The sequence below is a fragment of the Flavobacterium johnsoniae UW101 genome (assembly GCF_000016645.1).
GTDB lineage: Bacteria > Bacteroidota > Bacteroidia > Flavobacteriales > Flavobacteriaceae > Flavobacterium > Flavobacterium johnsoniae.
Genome location: NC_009441.1, coordinates 5,326,422 through 5,347,404, shown reverse-complemented (window position 1 = coordinate 5,347,404; position 20,983 = coordinate 5,326,422). Strand labels below are relative to the sequence as shown.

The 20,983-nt window shown below is 37.7% G+C and carries 19 protein-coding genes and 1 pseudogene; 9 read left to right on the top strand and 11 right to left on the bottom strand.

Features of this window, described 5'->3' with window-relative positions:
• The first annotated feature begins 3 nt into the window (after positions 1-3).
• From FJOH_RS22915 to FJOH_RS22895, 5 genes are all read left to right on the top strand, one after another.
• Positions 4-1,467, top strand: a complete 1,464-nt coding sequence (locus tag FJOH_RS22915) for a SusF/SusE family outer membrane protein (RefSeq protein ID WP_012026402.1) — start codon at positions 4-6, stop codon at positions 1,465-1,467.
• A 2-nt stretch (positions 1,468-1,469) separates the two neighbouring features.
• On the top strand, positions 1,470-3,230 hold the full coding sequence (locus FJOH_RS22910) for an endo-dextranase (protein WP_012026401.1): 1,761 nt from the start codon (positions 1,470-1,472) through the stop codon (positions 3,228-3,230).
• 176 nt (positions 3,231-3,406) lie between these two features.
• Positions 3,407-5,875 (top strand): glycoside hydrolase family 31 protein, encoded by a 2,469-nt coding sequence (locus FJOH_RS22905; protein ID WP_202944870.1) that lies wholly within the window; start codon positions 3,407-3,409, stop codon positions 5,873-5,875.
• A 17-nt stretch (positions 5,876-5,892) separates the two neighbouring features.
• Positions 5,893-8,016: a glycoside hydrolase family 97 protein gene (locus FJOH_RS22900; RefSeq protein ID WP_012026399.1), complete on the top strand. Its 2,124-nt coding sequence runs from the start codon at positions 5,893-5,895 to the stop codon at positions 8,014-8,016.
• Positions 8,017-8,176: 160 nt separating this feature from the next.
• On the top strand, positions 8,177-10,183 hold the full coding sequence (locus FJOH_RS22895; RefSeq protein WP_012026398.1) for a glycosyl hydrolase family 95 catalytic domain-containing protein: 2,007 nt from the start codon (positions 8,177-8,179) through the stop codon (positions 10,181-10,183).
• Between the two features lie 332 nt (positions 10,184-10,515).
• On the opposite strand, the gene FJOH_RS22890 is transcribed toward FJOH_RS22895, so the two are convergent.
• From FJOH_RS22890 to FJOH_RS22845, 11 genes are all read right to left on the bottom strand, one after another.
• On the bottom strand, positions 10,516-10,806 hold the full coding sequence (locus FJOH_RS22890) for a transposase (protein ID WP_012026397.1): 291 nt from the start codon (positions 10,804-10,806) through the stop codon (positions 10,516-10,518).
• A gap of 385 nt (positions 10,807-11,191) precedes the next feature.
• Entirely contained in the window at positions 11,192-11,365 is a 174-nt protein-coding gene (locus FJOH_RS27090; RefSeq protein WP_159436642.1) for a hypothetical protein, read from the bottom strand.
• Between the two features lie 126 nt (positions 11,366-11,491).
• A complete protein-coding gene (gene sigZ / locus FJOH_RS22885) occupies positions 11,492-12,055 on the bottom strand; it encodes an RNA polymerase sigma factor SigZ (RefSeq protein ID WP_012026396.1) in 564 nt (187 codons plus the stop codon).
• A gap of 33 nt (positions 12,056-12,088) precedes the next feature.
• A complete protein-coding gene (locus FJOH_RS22880) occupies positions 12,089-12,652 on the bottom strand; it encodes a hypothetical protein (protein ID WP_012026395.1) in 564 nt (187 codons plus the stop codon).
• Positions 12,653-12,725: 73 nt separating this feature from the next.
• Positions 12,726-13,298: a Crp/Fnr family transcriptional regulator gene (locus FJOH_RS22875; protein WP_012026394.1), complete on the bottom strand. Its 573-nt coding sequence runs from the start codon at positions 13,296-13,298 to the stop codon at positions 12,726-12,728.
• Positions 13,299-13,319: 21 nt separating this feature from the next.
• A complete protein-coding gene (locus FJOH_RS22870; protein ID WP_012026393.1) occupies positions 13,320-14,054 on the bottom strand; it encodes a metallophosphoesterase family protein in 735 nt (244 codons plus the stop codon).
• Positions 14,055-14,060: 6 nt separating this feature from the next.
• A complete protein-coding gene (arsB, locus tag FJOH_RS22865; protein ID WP_012026392.1) occupies positions 14,061-15,146 on the bottom strand; it encodes an ACR3 family arsenite efflux transporter in 1,086 nt (361 codons plus the stop codon).
• Position 15,147: 1 nt separating this feature from the next.
• Complete coding sequence (locus FJOH_RS22860; RefSeq protein WP_012026391.1) at positions 15,148-15,762, bottom strand: arsenate-mycothiol transferase ArsC; 615 nt, start codon at positions 15,760-15,762, stop codon at positions 15,148-15,150.
• Positions 15,763-15,804: 42 nt separating this feature from the next.
• Positions 15,805-16,278 carry a DUF6428 family protein gene (locus tag FJOH_RS22855; RefSeq protein WP_012026390.1) on the bottom strand — a complete coding sequence of 158 codons (474 nt, stop codon included), beginning with the start codon at positions 16,276-16,278 and terminating at the stop codon, positions 15,805-15,807.
• A gap of 33 nt (positions 16,279-16,311) precedes the next feature.
• Positions 16,312-16,818, bottom strand: a complete 507-nt coding sequence (locus FJOH_RS22850; protein ID WP_012026389.1) for a GNAT family N-acetyltransferase — start codon at positions 16,816-16,818, stop codon at positions 16,312-16,314.
• On the bottom strand, positions 16,809-17,141 hold the full coding sequence (locus tag FJOH_RS22845) for an ArsR/SmtB family transcription factor (RefSeq protein ID WP_044048546.1): 333 nt from the start codon (positions 17,139-17,141) through the stop codon (positions 16,809-16,811). The genes FJOH_RS22850 and FJOH_RS22845 overlap by 10 nt, the downstream gene beginning before the upstream one ends.
• Before the next feature lie 472 nt (positions 17,142-17,613).
• Between FJOH_RS22845 and FJOH_RS22840 the strand changes: the two genes are divergently transcribed.
• The 4 genes and pseudogenes from FJOH_RS22840 to FJOH_RS22825 all read left to right on the top strand — a co-directional run.
• Entirely contained in the window at positions 17,614-17,928 is a 315-nt protein-coding gene (locus tag FJOH_RS22840; RefSeq protein ID WP_235023050.1) for a DoxX family protein, read from the top strand.
• Entirely contained in the window at positions 17,918-19,048 is a 1,131-nt protein-coding gene (gene chrA, locus FJOH_RS22835; RefSeq protein WP_012026387.1) for a chromate efflux transporter, read from the top strand. The genes FJOH_RS22840 and chrA overlap by 11 nt, the downstream gene beginning before the upstream one ends.
• Before the next feature lie 115 nt (positions 19,049-19,163).
• Positions 19,164-20,177 carry a WG repeat-containing protein gene (locus FJOH_RS22830; RefSeq protein ID WP_012026386.1) on the top strand — a complete coding sequence of 338 codons (1,014 nt, stop codon included), beginning with the start codon at positions 19,164-19,166 and terminating at the stop codon, positions 20,175-20,177.
• Positions 20,178-20,274: 97 nt separating this feature from the next.
• Positions 20,275-20,874: pseudogene (locus tag FJOH_RS22825) on the top strand (carbonic anhydrase); the annotation flags it as partial.
• Between the last annotated feature and the right edge of the window lie 109 nt (positions 20,875-20,983).

The window sequence follows — 20,983 nt, the reverse complement described above, 5'->3', positions numbered from 1 at the left end:
GCTATGAAAAAAAATAGAAATTATATAGTTTGGACAAGATACGTGATTGTCTTCTTGTTGTTTTTATCTGCAGCTTTGTCAAGCTGCAGCAATGATGATCTTCAGGCTAAAAATTTTAGTGCTGATGTGTTAAAGCTTACGTTGAGCAGTACTGACATGGTTTTGGATCAAAGCATGTTCCAGCAAAAATTCAGTTTTAAATGGAGTACAGGTGATAACAAGGGAACAGGTGCTTCGATTTCATATAAACTGGAAATTGACAAGAAAGAAAATAATTTCGTTAATGCAGTTGAATATGATTTTGGAAAAAACAGATACGACTTTGATATTAATGTGGCAACATTAAATTCAATACTGCTCACAACTTTTAACGGAGAGCCTGGTAAAGTGATTGTTTTGCAGGCAAGGATTACAGCAACTTTTGGTGATAAAAGTGTGACGCCTCAAACTTCAATAATCGATTTTAATTTAACTCCCTATCAGCCGTTATCAACCGAACTGTTCATGGTCGGTGATGCATCACCAAATGGTTGGGATATTACAAAGGCTTTTGCTCTGACTGCCCAGACAGCTAATCCTGTTGTTTTTGTATATTCTGGCCAGTTAAGTAAAGGTAAATTCAAATTTGCAGTAAATACGGATTCTTGCTGGTGCCAGGACTTTTATACAAAAGATGCTGCTGATACAGGCAAGATAGTCCATAATACTGGCGGAAGCGGTTCTGACCTGCAATGGGAAATTACCAAAGCAGGACTTTACAAAATTACAGTGAACTTGCTAAAATTAACTATTGTAATTGAAGAACAGGAATCTCCAGCTTTTACACAATTATGGATTGTAGGTGATGCAAGTCCGAGCGGCTGGAATGTCGATACGCCAGAAGCCTTTACGGTTACAGATAATCCTTTTATTTTCACATACGAAGCTAATTTAACGCCTGGAAACTTTAAAATAATGGCTGGCACAAAAGGAGGCTGGTGCGGAGAATGGTACAGACCATTGGTGGATAATCAAGGTTTGACCGAAACAGGCGTTGCACAGAATTCCGGCTGTGATGTAGATAATAAATGGCAGGTTACAGCACAGACTGCAGGCAGATACAAAATTACACTTGATATAAGTACAAACGTTATTAAGATTGTCCCTGTTGAAGTTTATCTGATTGGCAGTGCTACACCAAATGGATGGAATATGGGCTCATTGCTTCCGATGACTAAAAATGGAAGTGTCTATACTTACAGTGGACCTTTGACTGCAGGTGAATTTAAATTTACAAAATACAATACCAATTGGTGTGAGGGGACTGAAATTACACCAGTATCAGCAAACCAGGCGATTACTAATACAAATTTTACTAAACGTGATAAATGTGATGGTGACGATAATAAATGGGTGGTAAGCGCAGCACAGGCAGGCAACCATACTATTACATTAGATCTTTCAACAAATGTCCTTACAATCAACTAAAGATGAGTATTAAAAATAAAATAATAAAGCTGTTTTTTCTTTGCCTCTTTTTATGTTTTGCATCATGCCAGAGTGATGATGACAATGGAAAGATTGAATATGCCGAAGATGCAGTTACTGCAAAGATTACCCTTAAAACAGATAAAGCAAGTTATAAACCGGGTGAAACGGTAAACTTTACGGCGGATAAAGTTTTTAATAGTTCTCTTATTCGCTATACCCACCTTGGAAAAGTTATTAAGGAGGAAACTTTTAGCGGAACTTCATGGAGTTGGCTTCCACCTTCTGATGATTTTCAAGGATACATGGTTGCCATTTACCAAACAAATACTGACGGTACCCAAACTATTTTGGGTACTGTAGGTATTGACGTTTCATCAGATTGGGCTAAATTCCCTCGTTATGGATTTCTCTCAGAGTTTGGCAATATTTCAGAATCAGACAGAGCAGCAGTTATAGATAATCTAAAGGATTATCATATTAACGGGATCCAATTCTATGATTGGCAGTACAGGCAGCATCAGCCATTGGCAGGCACAGTCTCAAATCCAATGCCGGTATGGAACGATATAATTAACAGAGAGGTATACGGAAGCACAGTTTCGGGTTATATAGCTCAGGCCCACAGCAAAAATATGAAAGCAATGTTTTATAATCTTGCTTATGGAGTTTTGAACGATTATGATCCAAATCTTATCAAACAGCAACAGTTTGTCTATAAAGATGCCAACCATAATGATAAAGACAAGCATGAGTTAGGATGGCCCTTTATTAGCAACATCTACATCACCGATCCTGCTAATACAGCATGGCAGAATTATCTTGCGCAAAAGAATGATGATGTTTATAAAGTGTATGATTTTGATGGTTTTCATATTGACCAGCTTGGAGACAGAGGCAATGTTTTCAGATATGATGGTACAAATGCTGATCTGAAAAATGCATTCCCTTCCTTTATTTCAGCTATGAAGTCTGCCAATACCAATAAAAAGCTCGTTATGAACGCAGTTAATCAATATGGACAGAAAGAAATAGCTGGTAAAGAACTTGATTTTTTATACACTGAAGTTTGGTCTCCTAATGAAGGCTTTAAAGATTTGACACAAGTTCTAACAGATAATGCGGCTTACAGCAATAACAGTAAAAATACTGTATTGGCAGCCTATATGAACTATAATAAAGCGAATAATCAGGGCATGTTTAATACACCGGGTGTCCTGCTTACGGATGCTGTTATATTTGCTTTTGGAGGATCGCATCTGGAATTGGGCGAGCATATGCTGGGCAAGGAATATTTTCCAAATAAAAACTTAAGCATGAGTGCGGAGCTGAAATCCTCACTTTTGGAATATTACGATTTTATGACGGCTTATCAAAACCTTCTTCGCGACGGCGGAACCTATACAAATCCGACAATTGCCACTGGAGACGGGAAGTTAAATTTAGGCAGCTGGCCTCCTACTATGGGGAAAGTTGCGGCAGTAGGAAAACAAGTTGGTAGCAGAGAAATAATACATCTATTGAATTTTACTAATGCTAATTCTTTGAATTGGAGAGATACTGATGGAACACAGAATGTTCCGGATTTAATTAAGCAAGCGATGCTTAATTTAAACCACAGTGGCAAAGTTACCAAAATCTGGTATGCTTCACCAGATTATAATGGAGGTGCAGCTGTCGAACTTTCATTTTCTCAAAACGGGGAAAAGGTGAATTTTAAAGTGCCGGTACTTCAATATTGGGCAATGATTGTAGTTGAATAGTCCCAAATAAATAGAGGATTGCCCCATTTCCAGGGGGCAATTTTTATAAACTCGTGTTAAGCTTTTGGAGCGGAACACATTTCTGCAAGCGTTGGATGTATTTTCAATGCTTAAACTAATCGATATGTTATATTATGAAAAAATCTATTTTTTATTGCTGCGTAATTTTCTGTATTATGGTTTCTCAAGCATACTCGCAAAAGAAAGAGCAGTATTTGGGGAATTGCACCGCTTATTCAGTAAAAGGAAATAAAGTAGTTTTCAGCTGTGCTAATAATTCAAAAATCATGCTTCAGTTATGCAGCGGGGAAGTCGTTAAAATCTGGGCATCTGCTGATGGCAATTTTGTCAGGAATAATGAATCTTTTGCAGTTATAGAAGAAGATCTGGGCTGGAAAGGAAATGTTACTGTAAAGGAGGAACCATCAACCTATGAAATTTTTACAGAGCAACTAAGGATACGGGTAAATAAGGCTCCGTTTCAGTTGCAGATATTTGACAAGTATCAAAAACTTCTTTTCAGTGATTATGCTGAAAAAGGATTTGTTAATGACAATGGCAAAATAAGAACCAATAAAGTCTTACGAAATGACGAACAATTTTTTGGATTGGGTGAAAAATCAGGGAACCTGAATCGTCGTGGAAGTGCTTATAAAATGTGGAACAGCGATCAGCCATGTTATGGCGTTAATGAAGATCCGCTTTACAAAAGTATTCCTTTTTTTATGAGTAGTTACCGTTACGGAATTTTCTTTGACAATACCTATAAGACAGAATTCAAGTTCGGAAGTGAGAGTAATGACTATTATTCATTTGAAGCGCCGGCTGGGCAGATGGTCTACTACTTTATGTTTGGAAACGACTACAAGGAGATAATACAAAACTATATTGCCTTAACAGGGAAACCGATTATGCCGCCTAAATGGGCATTGGGCTTTTCGCAATGCAGAGGAGATTATACACGTGAAGATCAGGCCAGGGAAATTGCTGCAGAGTTCCGAAAAAGAAAAATCCCATGCGATATTATCTATCAGGATATTGGCTGGACAGAAGGGCTGCAGGATTTTGACTGGAGAAAAAACAATTATAACAATCCAAAAGGGATGGTAAAAGATTTAAGTGATATGGGCTTTAAAATGATTGTTTCTCAGGATCCTGTTATTTCACAGGCAAACCAGCAACAATGGAAAGAGGCTGATGCACTTGGTCATCTGGTAAAAGATGTCCGTACAGGCAAATCTTATGATATGCCATGGCCTTGGGGAGGCAATTGCGGGGTTGTAGATTTTACAAAACCTGAGGTGGCAGATTGGTGGGGCAGCTATCAGCAGAAACCTTTAAACGATGGAGTTCGCGGATTTTGGACAGATATGGGAGAACCAGCATGGAGCAATGAAGATGCTGTTGACAGACTCAATATGAAACATCATCTTGGAATGCATAACGAGATTCATAATGTTTATGGTTTTACTTGGGATAAGGTGGTTACAGAGCAGTTTTATAAGCATAATCCAAATAAAAGAATATTTCAAATGACCAGAGCGGCTTATGCGGGGTTGCAGCGTTATACTTTTGGATGGAGCGGTGATTCAGGAAATGGTAGCAATGTGCTGGATGGATGGAAACAAATGGCCAATCAGATTCCTGTAGGTCTTTCTGCAGGGATGGGGCTAATTCCGTTTTGGACCTGCGATATTTCAGGGTACTGCGGGGATATAAAGGATTATGATGCTATGGCAGAATTATATGTAAGATGGCTGCAGTTTGGTGTTTTTACCCCATTGAGCCGCGCCCATCATGAAGGTGGAAACGCAGTTGAACCATGGAAATTCGGAACGGAGGCAGAAAATATAAGCCGAAAAAGTATAGAATTAAAATACAAGCTTTTCCCATATCTATATACATATGCCCGCGAAGCTCACGATACGGGACTGCCGATCATGAGAGCCTTGCTGTTGGAATATCCGAATGATAAAGAAACATTTAAATTAAATGGGCAGTTTCTTGTTGGAAAAGAACTCTTGGTAGCACCGGTCGTAGAACAAGGTGCTGTTACTAAAGATGTATACCTTCCTGAAGGAGAGTGGATTGATTTTAATAATTGCAAAACTAAGTATAAAGGAGAGCAATGGATTACTGTTGATGCCCCCTTGAATACAATTCCTGTCTTTGTGAAGAAAGGGAGCATAATTCCACAGATGCCTGTAATGCAGTATATTGATGAAAAGAAAGTATATCCGGTTACATTTGACATTTTTCCAGGTAATCTAAATAAAGAAACCTCTTTTACATTCTATGAAGACGACGGAGAAAGCCGTGATTACGAAAGAGATGTCTTCTGTAAAACCAAGATAACTTCAAAGGCTTCAAATGAAGAAATCAAGATTACTGTCGGTGAGCGTGAATATAAAGGATATAGTCCTGCCGGCCCAAGAAATTTCATTCTAAAAATTCATGCATCGAACAAACCTAAGGATGTTTTTGCAGGTGGAGAAAAACTTAAAAATGTTAAACCGCATGTTTTGGAGAAAAATATTGAAGCCGATTTTACAAAAATAAACTGGAGCTGGAATGAAGCTGAAAATGTTATCTCAGTAAGAATTCCTGATTCAGGAAAAAATGCAGTAATCACAATTAAAAATTAAATACTATTATACTCACAATGAAACACTTTTTTCTCACCGCTATTTTGTGGTTTGGCATTTTTACTGCCAATGCACAGGATTTAAAATCGCCTGACGGCAACTTTTTAATGCACTTTTCCCTGGAGGCAGACGGTACTCCGGTTTATAAATTAATTTATAAAGGAAAAGACGTTATAAAAGCAAGCAAGTTAGGTTTTACGCTTAAAAATGATAATAAGTCCTTATTAAATGATTTTAAAATAGAAGACACTAAAACTAGTTCTTTCGATGAAAATTGGAAACCTGTATGGGGAGAAGTTTCATCAATTAGAAACAATTATAATGAATTGGCTGTAAGCCTGAGCCAAAAAGAAACAGATAGAAAAATGATCATTAGATTTCGTCTTTTTGATGATGGACTGGGTTTCCGTTACGAATTTCCCCAGCAAAATAACCTGATTTATTTCACCATTAAGGAAGAACGAACCCAGTTTGCTATGGCGGGAGACCATACCGCTTATTGGATTCCCGGAGACTATGATACGCAGGAATACAATTATAGTACTTCAAAACTTTCTGAAATAAGAGGCCTGATGGAAAAAGCATATACAAAAGGAAATGCTTCGCAGACGTCATTCTCTCCAACCGGCGTGCAGACTTCACTAATGATGAAAAGCCAGGATGGATTGTATATTAACCTGCATGAAGCTGCATTAATTAATTATTCCTGCATGCATCTTAATCTAGATGATAAAAATTTTGTATTTGAATCATGGCTGACGCCTGATTCACATGGGGATAAGGGTAAGATGCAGGCACCTTGCAAAACGCCATGGAGAACTGTTATTGTTAGTGATGATGCACGTAACATTTTGGCTTCGAAATTGACTTATAACTTGAACGAACCAAGTAAAATTCAAGAAACATCATGGATCAAACCAACAAAATATGTGGGTGTATGGTGGGAAATGATTTCAGGAAAAAGTACCTGGTCTTACACTGATGAATTTCCTTCTGTTCAGCTTGGCGTTACCGATTTCTCTAAAGCCAAACCAAATAGGAAACATGGCGCAACTACCGCCAATGTGAAAAGATATATAGACTTTGCAGCTAAAAATGGATTTGATGCGGTGCTGGTTGAAGGATGGAACGAAGGCTGGGAAGACTGGATTGGCCATGAGAAAGATTATGTTTTTGATTTCGTTACGCCATATCCCGATTTTGACATAAAAGGATTAAATGAATATGCACATGCAAAGAAGGTAAAACTTATTATGCATCATGAAACTTCAGGGGCGGTACGTAATTATGAGCGTCATATGGATGCTGCATACAAATTGATGAAGCAATATGGTTACGATGCTGTAAAAAGTGGATATGTAGGCAATATACTTCCGCTTGGTGAGACGCATTACAGCCAATGGACAAATAATCATTATCAATATGCCATTGAGAAAGCAGCAGATTATCAAATTATGGTAAATGCGCACGAAGCAGTCCGTCCGACTGGAATTGCACGTACTTATCCAAATCTTATCGGAAATGAAGCTGCACGTGGAACCGAATATCAGGCTTTCGGTAATGACAGAAATAATGCAAACCATGTCACAATACTGCCTTTTACAAGACTGATTGGTGGACCAATGGACTATACTCCGGGAATTTTTGAAATGGATGTAACAAATGGTTCACATGTAAACGCTACTATTGCTAATCAATTAGCGCTTTACGTAACGATGTACAGTCCATTGCAGATGGCGGCAGATTTTCCTGAAAACTATGAACGTTTTGCAGATGCTTTCCAATTTATTAAGGATGTTGCGGTGGATTGGGATGACAGCAGATATCTTGAAGCTGAACCTGGCCAGTATATTACAGTAGCCAGAAAGGCCAAAGGAACTGACAACTGGTTTTTAGGAAATGTAAACGGAGAAACAGCGCGTGTGTCCAATATCGATCTTGGATTTCTTGAAAAAGGGAAAAAGTATACCGCTGTAATTTATGCTGATGCTAAAGACGCAAATTATAAAACTAATACCCAGGCCTACACAATCCGTAAAGTTGTTGTTACGAGCAATTCAAAGCTTTCGCAATTTTCGGCTTCGGGTGGAGGATATGCTATTAGTTTTTATCCTGTAGCTGATGCAGCAAAAAAAAAGTGATAAAGACCTAAACAAAATAAAAATTTAATTAATTAGTTTTTTAAAGATCGTTGCTGTTAAACAGACTGCAGCGATCTTTATGTATTATAACTAACCTCTTGAATATTTAACCTTAAGTAAGATGAAAAAATACATATTTAATCATGTTTTCTTTTTTTTGATGCTATGCGGCAGCAATTATTTGTATAGCCAGGATCCGTGGAAGCTTTCGGCAGATAAACCGGATTCCAATAATTATTATGGAGAAACGGTGGCTAATGGCATGATCGGAATTATATCGTCACCGGAGCCTTTAAAAGTGAAAGAAGTAGTATTGGCAGGAACGTACGATATCTACAAGCGTGGAAGGGTCAGTAGTTTCATTCCAAATTACAATCTGCTGAATATGAAACTGGCTTTTAATGGTGAATCTGTGCAGACCTATAATATTAATAATTATAAGCAGGAACTGGATATGCGCAATGGGGCTTTCACGGGGTCTTTTCAATTTAAGGATTTAGCAACTGTAACATATTCATACTATGCTTTGCGTCATCTTCCGCATTGTATAATGATGGTTGTCAATATAAATACGCAAAAAGATACCGAAATCAACGTAGAGAATCTTTTGGAGACTCCCTCTTCACTTAACAACCAGCAGAATTATTTTCAGAATATTACAAATACCCATGTTAATATACCATTATTGACTTCTGTTGCATTTACGCCCACAGGAAGATCTAAAATAGCTGTTTCAAATACATTCCTTTTTGATGAAGGGAAAAAGCTGCAACCTGAGATCCTGCACAGAATGAATGACGCTGATATGCATGCAATGTCATTTGACAAAAAAATAAAAGCGGGCAAGACTTATTCTTTTGCTTTGATAGGCAGTCTTATATCATCAGATCATATAAATGATCCTTATAATGAAGCTGAAAGGCTGACTATTTATGCAGCCTTAGAAGGAAAGTCAAGGCTTTTAAACAGACATATGCAAGAATGGAATAGCCTCTGGCAGAGTGATATCCAAGTAGAAGGAGATCCCCAAGCGCAACAGGATATAAGAAGCATGCTTTATCATCTCTATTCTTTCACAAGAAAAAGCACATCTCTTTCTCCATCGCCGATGGGGCTGAGCGGGCTTGGATATAACGGACATGTGTTTTGGGATACCGAAATCTGGATGTTTCCTCCCATGCTGCTGCTTCATCCTGAAATAGCAAAAAGCATGATTGAATATCGTTATCAGAGGCTGGATGCAGCACGTAAAAAAGCTGCCATTTATGGATATGATGGCGCAATGTTTCCCTGGGAAAGTGCAGATTCCGGAGCAGAAGAAACTCCGGTGAATGCTTTAACGGGAGCTTTTGAGCATCATGTAACAGGAGATGTGGCCATTGCTGCCTGGCAGTATTATCTTGTTACAGGTGACAAGGAATGGCTGAAAGAAAAAGGGTGGCCGATATTAAAAGCAACTGCTGAATTTTGGGCGAGCCGAGTAGAGAAGAATGATAAAGGAGAATATGAAATAAAGAATGTCGTTGCAGCAGATGAATGGGCTGAAAATATTGACAACAATGCTTATACGAACGGAACAGCTATCAGAAATCTGCAGTATGCATCTAAATGTGCAACTGTATTGGGTGTCATAGCTCCCAAAGAGTGGACTTTGATTGCAGATAAAATTCTAATTTCGAAGATGAGTAATGGAGTAACCAGAGAGCACGATAGCTATACGGATCAGAATATCAAGCAGGCCGATGCCAATCTATTAGCATATCCATTGAAGCTTATAACCGATAAAGAACAGATAGAAAGGGATTTGAAATATTATCAAACTAAAATTCCCCAGTCAGACACTCCCGCTATGACACAAGCTATATTTTCATTACTCTACAGCCGCTTAGAGGATAGCGACCAGGCTTATCATTGGTTTAAAGATGCTTATCAACCGAACCTTAACCCTCCTTTCAGGGTCATTTCAGAATGCAAGGGAGGGACAAACCCATACTTTTCGACAGGTGCAGGAGGTGTTCTTCAAGCCGTAATAATGGGATTTGGAGGTTTGGATATTGATGCTGCCGGAGGCATAAAACAAGTTAAATCAGTATTGCCTAAGAACTGGAAAAAATTAACAATAACCGGAATCGGAATAGAAAAAAAGACTTTTGTACTAACTCATTAAAAATAGTAATAGGAGCCGAGGAGATAACTAAGATAAAAAAGTTTCAAGACAAGAGTTTGAGGTTAATTACCGTTAACCTCTTGTCTTTTTTATGTAGTTTCTGTGGATGCTTATATTGGAAATGATTAGTAATGTTTCGAACTTGAGCCTTCAAATTGTTTTAATACAGTGGTAAATTCTTATAATTTTTTTTATTATATGGTCTTTCCGTACAGACTTTGCAGTGGGTGTTCTTTTCCTCCAGCGGAAGAAACTGCTTTTGTGGATCTGAAAAATCCGGCACATCTTCTCGACAGGAAATATTTCAGCATTTTCTCTGATGAATTCATATTTCACCCGCCGCTCTTGGAGAAGATATTTTGAGCCTTTTTTAGGATGTCCCTTTCAATTTCTAATTCTTTTATCTGTTTCCGAAGCTTCTGCAGTTCATTTTTATGGGATATTTCAGCTGAAGTTTTCTTTATGGTAAATCTGTCTTCGAGGTAAAGCTTCTTCCAGTGCTGAAGGGTACTTGTACTGATGTTGAGTTCTCTTGCCACGTCACCGACTCTTCCGCAGTGGATGCTCATGGAAGCGACCAGAATCTTAAAGCTTAAAGTAAAGGTTCTCCTCGTATTTTTCATGCTGTTAAAATTAGCAGGAATAAAATTAGCTGACAGTCAGAAATTTTAGGCAATATATCATCATTTTTTAGTACTTCAGATAAACACTGCCTAAGCTTTTAGTCGCAAATAAGGTATCAACTCCATGAACCTCTGTGCACCGATTCTGCACCAATTCAAATTTTTACTATTTCAATATTAAATCATGCACGAAATTTTAAATACTAACGAATTAACATGTAGTAGTATTATTCATTTTTCTGTTTGACAAAAATAAGAAAAATACAGAATATTTCCGATTTAGAAATTAAAATTTCTGATGCATAGTGGCTATAAAGGGATCAGTTCCGGTTAAAAAAAAGACAACTCAAAGAGTTGTCTTAATAAATAATAAAATACGTAAAAATTACTTTTTACAATCTTTCGGAGCACAAGATCCCGAATCGTTATTACAGCAATGCGTTGAACACTTTTCAGTGCAGTTTTTCTTAGTATCAGTTTTTGATAAGCTCGCATAAGCGAAGATACTTCCAGCAGACAATACCAATGCTGCAAGAGTAATGTACATTTTGTTTTTCATAATTTAAATTTTTAATGATTAATACTAACTAAGACGTACTAATCTAAAAATGATGCAAACTTTGTTGATTTTTTTTCTAACAGCTTGAATTTTGTATATATGAAGCTTACGTAGATGGTCTGGTGATCAGCATTTTCCTCCGCTGCACGATTTTTTAGAAGTAACATTCATAACATTTCCACGACGGTCTAACTCAATACTGCAGCAATCTAGAAGCATTTCTTTTAATTTGGATCTGCCTCTTTGGACTCGAGATCGTATTGACGGATAGGCAAGGTTGTATTTTTCTGTTAAATCTTTCTGTTTAATTCCATGAATTTCGCTATCCATGATGATATCCCGATAGTCTTCAGGTAACCGCTCAATGAATTTTATGAGACAACAATCCAGACTTTCTGTATTATCAAAATCTGTTTCATGCATTATTTTTTGCATCATACATTCGGTCAGCTCTGATTTTTTATGATTGGAATTTTTACGGTAATAGTCAATGATGGAATTTCTTGTGATTGTGAAAATCCAGCTTTTTAATTTGCTTTCATCAGTCAGTGATCCTAAATTCTCGTTTATCTTTATAAAAACCTCCTGCAAAACATCAGATGCATCGCCCGTATCATTTATACGGGCCTTAATATAATTGCCCAAAATGATATAAAACTGATTATGAATAGTATTTATCTCCAAATTCATAAATTAAATGTTCTGTTTGTTTAGAAAGCTGGATTAACAACAATTGATTTTATTTCTGAAATTATTCCATACATAGGCAGTTTTTGGAATACATAATAAAATATGAAGAATTGCCATTAGGATAGCTCCCGGCAGTAGATTTATAATTAACAAATTAAAAAAGCTTGGAGATTGATTTATATTAGAAATCATTATTTCTCCATTTTGAAAAGTAAATCTGATGGAGAGATAAACCGCAATTGACGCAAAATGAAACCCATTTACGAATAAATGAACAATATATTCCCAGCGTGGAAGCTCGCCCATAAACTGCCTGCTGTCTTTTTCTATAAAAGCGTCATACCCGAGCACTAGTATATCTAAAAGGACAATGGTTAAGCCTATTACAAAACTAGTATGATTATCTTGTTTCAAGAACAAAAAATAAAGGATTGCCGGAAAGAAAATAGCTCTCAAAGTATGAGTAACGTGCTCAGTTTTACTTTCTTCCCGATTGTGAAGCTGGTATTTGTAAATATGCAGATAAAAGCCATCATACAAGGCCAAGACTGCAAATAGAACAAGAAAGAAGGATGAAATGATAATTGCTGTTTCCATTTTATTTTTAATTGATTATAAAAGCAAAACTATTGGAAAGTATAATTAGCAAAAAGGACAAATGTCCTCGAATTTACTTGGTAATTTCTTTTCTGATCCTGCTCAGCGTCCTGCGTGTTATTCCTAGATAGCTTGCAATATCAGTTACTGAAGCCTTGTTTACAACTGCAGGCTGTTCCTTAAGCATACGCATGTATTTTTCCTTTGCGCTTTCATTGCTCAAAACACTGGCATACTGTTCCATCACCATATACTGCCGCTCAGCAATTGTCCTTCCGATATTCTGCCAGAGAGCACTTTTTTGATAGAGAATCTGCAGGTCATTGTAACTGATTGTTATAAGTTCGGTATCTTCTACAGCCTGAATGGAAAGTTCCGAAGGCTGCTGCGAAATAAAGCTCTTATAGGATGCTGTCAAATTATTTTCTGCACAGAAACAAGAAGTCACTTCTTCGGATTTTTCATTTATGTAATATGTCCTGAGCAGCCCTTTTTTTATAAAAGCGGCTTCATGTGAGGTTTTGCCGATCTCTGCAAAATAACTGTTTCTGGCTAATGTCCTTATTTTGAAATACTGGCTGTAATTTTCAAATTCCTGATCGCTGACAGGGACAATGCTCTTTAAAAATAATTTAAAACTTTCCATAGTAGGTTTTATTTCAATATTTTAATATGCTTTTCTAAGCATAAACGCGTAAATGTCTGGAAGAGGACTTTCCTCAATAGCACGGGCTGTTTTTTCAATATCATAAGGTACTCTTATGAATTCTACTTTAATGCCGTCTTTTTTGGAAAGATTACTGCTTTTTTCAATGGTGATTACTGCATAACAGCAGTCTGGATTTCTATCTTTTGGTTTTCCAACCGACCCTGCATTAATGGCATGAAAATAACTGCCTTTTTTATTAGGATTTTCCAATATGCGATGATAAGGTAAATGAGAATGTCCGCAGATAAGAATGTCTGTATTGGAATCAAGAAAGATGTTAGTGAAATCTTTTTCGTTTTTATCCTCAAGCAAATATTCCTTGTTGCTGTAAGGACTCCCATGGACCATCAAAATTTTTATAAGTTTGTTAGCCGTCTGATATTCAAGTTTAATATGGGCAGGAAGAGCAGAAAGATATTTTATCTGCTCTTTGCCCACAATCTGATATGCATAGCTTTCAATGTCATTTGAACCGTCATTGTGTATCTCGACAGCCTTGACATCGTGATTTCCTGCAAGGGTAGGGATATGCTTTTTACGGATCTCATTGATCACGGCATTGGGGCATAAATTGTAGCCTACTAAATCTCCTAAGCAGTAAACAGCATCAATATTCTGCTCTTCAATACTTTTTAAGGTCTGCTCCAATGCGGGGAAGTTCGCATGTATATCCGATATTATTGCAATTCTCATATTTTTTTAAGCAGTTTCTGCAGATACCTGTTTTGTGAAATACTTCTTTCTGAACCAGAATGCAAGGTTTACTAATGCTATAAGAGCAGGTACTTCTACCAAAGGACCTATAACACCTGCAAATGCCTGGCCGCTGTTTATTCCAAACACGCCGATTGCCACGGCAATGGCAAGTTCAAAATTATTTCCGGTGGCTGTAAAAGCTATAGATGTAGCCTTTGAATAGTCAGCCCCAAAATATTTTCCAGTGAAAAAACTGATGATAAACATTAAAGTAAAGTAAATCACAAGCGGTATTGCAATACGCACGACATCCATAGGGATCTGAATAATAAGTTCCCCTTTCAGGCTAAACATTACAATAATTGTAAAGAGCAACGAAATAAGTGTAATTGGCGAGATAAACGGCACGTACTTATTCTCAAACCATTCAGAACCTTTTAAGGCTATCAAAGCATAACGGCTTATGATTCCCAGAGCAAATGGAATACCTAAATAGATACCGACGCTCTCGGCAATCTGTGAAATGCTGATATTGACTTCGAAGCCATCATATCCAAAATAGGGAGGTAGAATGGTTATAAAAATGTATGCATATACGCTATAAAGCAGCACCTGAAAAATACTGTTAAGTGCGATAAGTCCTGCTGCATACTCACGGTTTCCGTCTGCCAGATCGTTCCATACCACAACCATTGCGATACAGCGTGCCAGACCGATCAGGATCACTCCAATCATGTATTCAGGATATCCGTTCAAAAACAGGAGCGCCAATAAAAACATTAAGACAGGGCCTACGATCCAGTTCAGGAATAAAGAAGCGCCTAAGACTTTAGTGTTTTTGAAAACCTGACCCATCTGCTCGTATTTTACTTTTGCCAGAGGCGGATACATCATCAGGATAAGTCCTATTGCCAATGGAATGTTTGTTGTTCCGCTGGAGAATGAATTGATGAAACCTCCGCTTGAAGGAATAAAGTATCCTATTGCCACGCCTATAGCCATAGCAAGGAAAATCCAAAGGGTTAAGAAGCGGTCAAGGAAGCTTAACTTTTTGCGTCCGACGGCTGGTGCACAATTATTTGCTGACATTTTATTTTTTTATTTGTGAGAATACGTAAAACATTTCAGTTCCTATCTGCAGGCTTCGCTCCAGATAAGTTTCCTTCTGCTGAGGCGTTCCGTCAGAAATTTTTGGATCATCAAAAGTGATCGGGATTCTTTTCTCTGCGCCTGCTATAAACGGGCATCCTCCGTCAGCCTGCGAGCAGGTCATTATTGCTGCGAATCCGCTTTCAGGATTGAAATCATCATCATAGGTTTTGGAAAAACCGATGACAGGAAGTTCATCAGCTGAATATTTTATGGAATAAACCGGGTTTGATCCCTCTGAAAGCGTTTTAATCTTAAATCCTGAATCCTTCAAAGCCTCCGCTGCCATCGGGAAAAGGGCAGTAGCCTCTGTTCCCCCTGAATAGCATGAAACGTTTTTGATGCCGTAATAGGTAGCCGCAGTCTGCGCCCAAACCTGCGAGAGGTGGCTTCTTCTGGAATTATGTGTGCAGATTAGGTTTAGTCTGGTTTCCAGCTTGCTGTCCACTTTAGTCTGAATGAAGTCGATTAATGGCTGCAGGACTGCTTTGCGATCTTCGGAGATCTGCTTAAAATCAAATGATTTAACGGTATTCTCAATTTCTGAATATAACATAGTTTTTTGGCTGTAAAGGTTTATTAATTATCTGTTTAATGATTAGCAGCATCCTCCGCCCGGAGTGCATGAATTAGCATTATCAGTATTTAACTGAGATAATTTTACTTTTGGCTTATCAGATGGAATACCGCACTGCTCCTGAGCAAGGCAGGCAGTCTGTTTATTAAGTAAAGTGAAGTTTTTGCCGTTAAAATCCAAATCGTATTTACCGATAGTAGTGTTCTGGTACTCCACTTCAATTTCATTGTCTTCAATTCCCAATACTTTTTCTGAAAGCTCAATGATGTGGATCAGCTTTCCGGGTTTAAGCCTGTGCTCGTAGTCGTTGGCATCCCAAAGCTGGAAATTTACAACAGTCTCTTTTCTTACTGTTCCTCCGCAGTCTATGAAGTTTTTGGTAACCAGGCCTACTTCAGTGACGTGAAAATATTCCGGTACAAATGTGCCGTTGGGCAGTTCAAAATTCACAGCTTCTACTGTTTTAAGGACTTCTTTAATTTCTGAAAGTTTCATAATTTTTCATATTTAGTTCAACTATATTTTTTATTAAATAATAACGGAGCTTCTTCTTTCAAGAAGCGCAGTATCTCTCCAGATACCATTTTGTTTTCCGATTTTCTCCCTTGTTCCAAGTATCCTGAAGCCTGCTTTTTCATGAATTCGCAGGCTTGCTGTATTCTCAGGAAAGATCCCTGCCTGAAGCGTCCAGATACCTTCTGCTTCGCTCTGCCTGACAAGTTCATTTAAAAGGGTAAGCCCGATTCCTTTTCCTGAATGTGAGGGATCCATGTATACGCTCACTTCTGCAACCCCTGCATAAACGCAGCGTGAAGAAACAGGGGTAAGGGCAGCCCAACCAATCACTTTGCCATCTTCCTGCATCACAACTCGGCAGGACTTAAGATGTGACTGATCCCAGTCTTCCCATGAAGGGGCGCTGGTCTGGAAAGTGGCATTGCCGGTATCTATTCCTTTTTGGTAGATTATTTTTACCTGATCCCAGTGTTTGTCTGAAAGTTTTCTGATTTCCATATTTTTATAGATTAGCAGCATTCGCTTCGCTTTTTTGCCAGATGATCTGATATGTGCTCAAAGAAGCCTTTTATCTTTTCCAGACCAGGCTCGTTGATGCAGTAGCAGATCGAGTTTCCTTCAATGCTTCCTTTAATGAGCCCTGCATTTTTCAACTCTTTCAAATGCTGTGAAACTGTCGGCTGTGAAAGGGGAAGTTCGTTTACAATATCTCCGCAGATGCAGGCATCCACTTTTAATAAATATTCCATAATAGCAATACGCGCAGGATGGCCTAATGCTTTGGATAAAACAGCCAGCTCATTCTGGCTTTCTGTAAAGTGATCTGTTTTTGTTGCTCCCATCGTTTTATATTTATATTGCAATATTACGATATAAAATTTAAAGAAAAAAGATTTTATGTTTTTCTTTTGCAGTGTAAGATGCATTAGGTAATCATTGCATAAAAATAGCAGATGCAAAAATAGCAGTGAAAAAAAAATATTGCTCTTTTAATAGCCTAATGAAAAATTAAATTTCAATTCTCCTAAAACAGCCATTGCAGAATCTCTTTTTTATGTAGTATTGCAAAAGCTTAGATATTGACCATGTAAGCATTATTTGGTTTATGATAAATAGCCGCTAAAAGGGATAGTAAGAACGGAAAAGTTTGGGACAAGCCCATTACCGGCGCTGTAAATCATTAAATGGGCAAAATGAAAATATAAAAAAAGAGTATAAATACTGATAATTTAAAAGCAGCAATCTTAATCAGGCTGATGGTTGGATCTGTATTTCTTTTAGAAGGAATTCAGAAATTTTTATTTGCTGAGACAAATGGATCAGGACGATTTAAAAAAAAGGGTCTGCCTTTGCCTGATTTTTTTAGGTAATTTTGTCGGCACATTTGAAATAGTTTTCGGAGCGTTGATTCTCTTTGGGCTTTTGACAAGACCGGCAAGTATTCCACCTATCATTATTATGCTTGCTGCAGCTGCGACAGCCAAATCGGAAGTTTTGGCCCAAAAAGGGTTTTGGGAAATGATGCATGGAAGCAGAACGGACTGTAATGCTTTTGGGAAGCATTTTTTATCGATTAAAGGCGCAGGGTATGGGTCGGTGGACAATATTTTAACGAAAAATGGAGACTAAAGCAGATTTAAAAGAGATCGCAAAAGTTTTTCTAAAACTTGGCATTATTGGTTTTGGCGGCCCTGCTGCACATATTGCCATGATGCAGGATGAAGTGGTTAGAAAAAGGAAATGGCTGACCGAACAGCATTTTTTGGACTTAATTGGTGCAGTAAACCTGATTCCAGGGCCCAATAGCACGGAAATGGCAGTCCATATCGGCCACGAAAAAGGAGGCTGGAAAGGTTTGATGATCGCAGGGCTTTGTTTTATTTTGCCAGCCGTTTTTATTATGGGAATTTTTGCTTACTTCTATAAGCAGCACGGACAAATCCCGGAAGCACAGCCTTTTATTTATGGAATAAAACCGGCCGTTATTGCTGTTATTGTTGGTGCGGTTTTTCCATTGGCAAAAAAAGCGCTGAAATCAGCAGAACTGGTACTCATCGGACTGCTTGTTTTGTCGGGTTCACTCTCCGGCTTCAGTGAAATATATTTGATGTTTGGTGCTGGATTTTTTGCTTTGCTGCTGACTTATATGCGAGACAGAAAGCAAAGCAATATCAAAGGTTTTGTTCCTTTGTCTCTAGTGCAGATCACGCACCCGGCAATTCTGGCACCCGGCAGTGCAAATCTGTTTTTTATTTTTCTAAAAATTGGGGCTGTACTTTACGGAAGCGGTTATGTTTTGTTTGCTTTTCTTGACACAGAATTAGTTTCAACAGGGCTTTTAACACGCCAGCAATTGATTGACGCAATTGCAGCAGGGCAATTCACACCTGGACCCGTTTTTTCTTCAGTAACTTTTATAGGTTATCAAATCAACGGTTTCACAGGAGCAGCGGTTTCGACAATTGCCATATTTTTACCTTCTTTTATATTTGTGGCATTGTTAAATCCAATGGTAAAGAGAATGCGAAACTCACAACTATTTGCAGTATTTTTGGACGCGGTAAATGTGGCATCAGTAGCAATAATTGCTGCAGTTTGTTTTGATATGGGAAAAGAAGCGATTACCGACTGGCGGACAATTTTAATCGCAGTTTTAAGTCTGGCAATTGCATTTGGATACAAGAAATTAAATAGTGCTTTTGTAGTTTTAGGCGGTTCGTTAATGGGCTGTCTGCTGACCCTTATATGACCAGAAACATATATGCTGATAAGCAGGGAGGGCAGCAGATTTAACAAATATGTAAAAAAAACAAAATATTATAATAATAAAGCACAGCAGTAAAAAGCAATTACAAAAAAAAAGGATGGATAAATTATTTAATAAAAAGTATTTTCTGATTGGTTTGTTTTCACTTTTATATCTTCCATCGGACGCCCAGACTCCTTATTATGATTTAAAATCAGATAAGTGGGGAGTGAAAAACAATGGCCGCATTGCAGTAAAGCCCCAATACGATTTTATTGGTGTTTTCAGGGATGGAAAAGCGCAGATCACGCTAAATAAAAAGCAAGGATACATTGATGAGACCGGCAGAGAAATTATTCATCCGAAATATTGGGCAATATATGAATTTAATCAAGGTCTGGCTATTTTTATTAATCATATAAATGGAACGCAGATTTATCAGTGGGGAGTGGTTAAAGATAATGGAGAAGAAATTGTGCCGGCTAAATATCATCGTATTGGCAATTATGAAAATGGATTTGCAGTTGTAAGCTTAATTTCAAAACTTGGTGTAATAAACACTTCAGGTGTTGAAATTGTAAAGGCAAAATATGATAAAATTATATGGAGCAATAATAAAGCAATAAACAGTTTTATAGTGGAGCTTAACGGAAAACAAGGAATTGTATCGGAAACTGGGCAAGAAACAGTTCCGCTGAAGTATGACAATATAGCCCCTTATAAGGATGGGGCAGCTCAAGTGACTGCACAAAAAAAAATAGGTCTTATTGATCACTTTGGTAAAGAAATCGCAGCGGCAAAATATGAATGCATTGGTAGTTTCCAGGAAAACCTTGCAGTAGTAAAATTAAATAGCAAATCCGGCTGTATTGATAAAAGGGGAAAAGAAATCATTCCCTTGCAATATGATGCGGTTTCCGGATTTTTTGATGGTTATGCCATAGTGATTATCAATAATAAAAGAGGTGTAATTAACCTGAAAAATGAAATAATAATTCCCATAAAATATGATTCAATGTCATATTTTATTAAGGGAATCTCATATGTAGAATCAGCAGGCAAAGAATTTTTCATTAATATCAAAGAAGAGCATGTTGCCGGGGAGCCATATCTGAAGAATTTTAGATTTTAATTAGATTAGCGATGTCTAAATTTCAAAACTAAGTATTAGAATAAAGAGTAAAGATAGATTTTAAAGCAGCGGAAATTAATGGTAATTTGTCGTTTATAAGGCTTTAGAGCTTTTAAAAGAAAGGAGCCAGAGATTTGTAAGCAATCTTAAAATAAACCGTAATCTTATGCAGCAGGCCAATGAAACTTCATAGGACAGCATCCTTTTGCTGTGATTCTAAGCCGTATTGACATCCGGACTTCTGCCGAATTAATTTTCGGCCGGGGACTTGGCGATATTTTCAGTGTGCGCAATCGCGGGAAACATTATCAATGAGGACATTTTAGGGAGCATGAGTTTGGCTGTAAAGCGGCAGGTTCAAAAATAATTGCAGTATTAGGCCATACAAAATGCGGAGCTGTAAAAGGTGCCTGCGACCATCTTGAAATGGGGTAACCTTACATCGCTGCTGACCAAAATAAGACCGGAAGCTGATGATGAAACCCATACATAAGAAAACCGCAGTTCGTGCAATGCTGCTTTTGTAGAGAATGTGTCTGTTATTAATATTAAACGTACTGTTTCATCGATAATGCAGCGCAGTCCAATATTGAAAGAAATGATTGAAAATGGAGAAATTCGAATTGCTGGAGGATCACACGACATTACTACAGGCGAGGTGACATTTTTTCCTGAAACTATTAAATTAGGATCGTAAAAAGCAAGGACATCAGATTCTCTGAATATTGAAAATAAGCAGTGAGAAAAAAGGGCATTCATCGTAGATTAAAATGACATTTTTTCATAGTGAATAATGAAAAAATGTC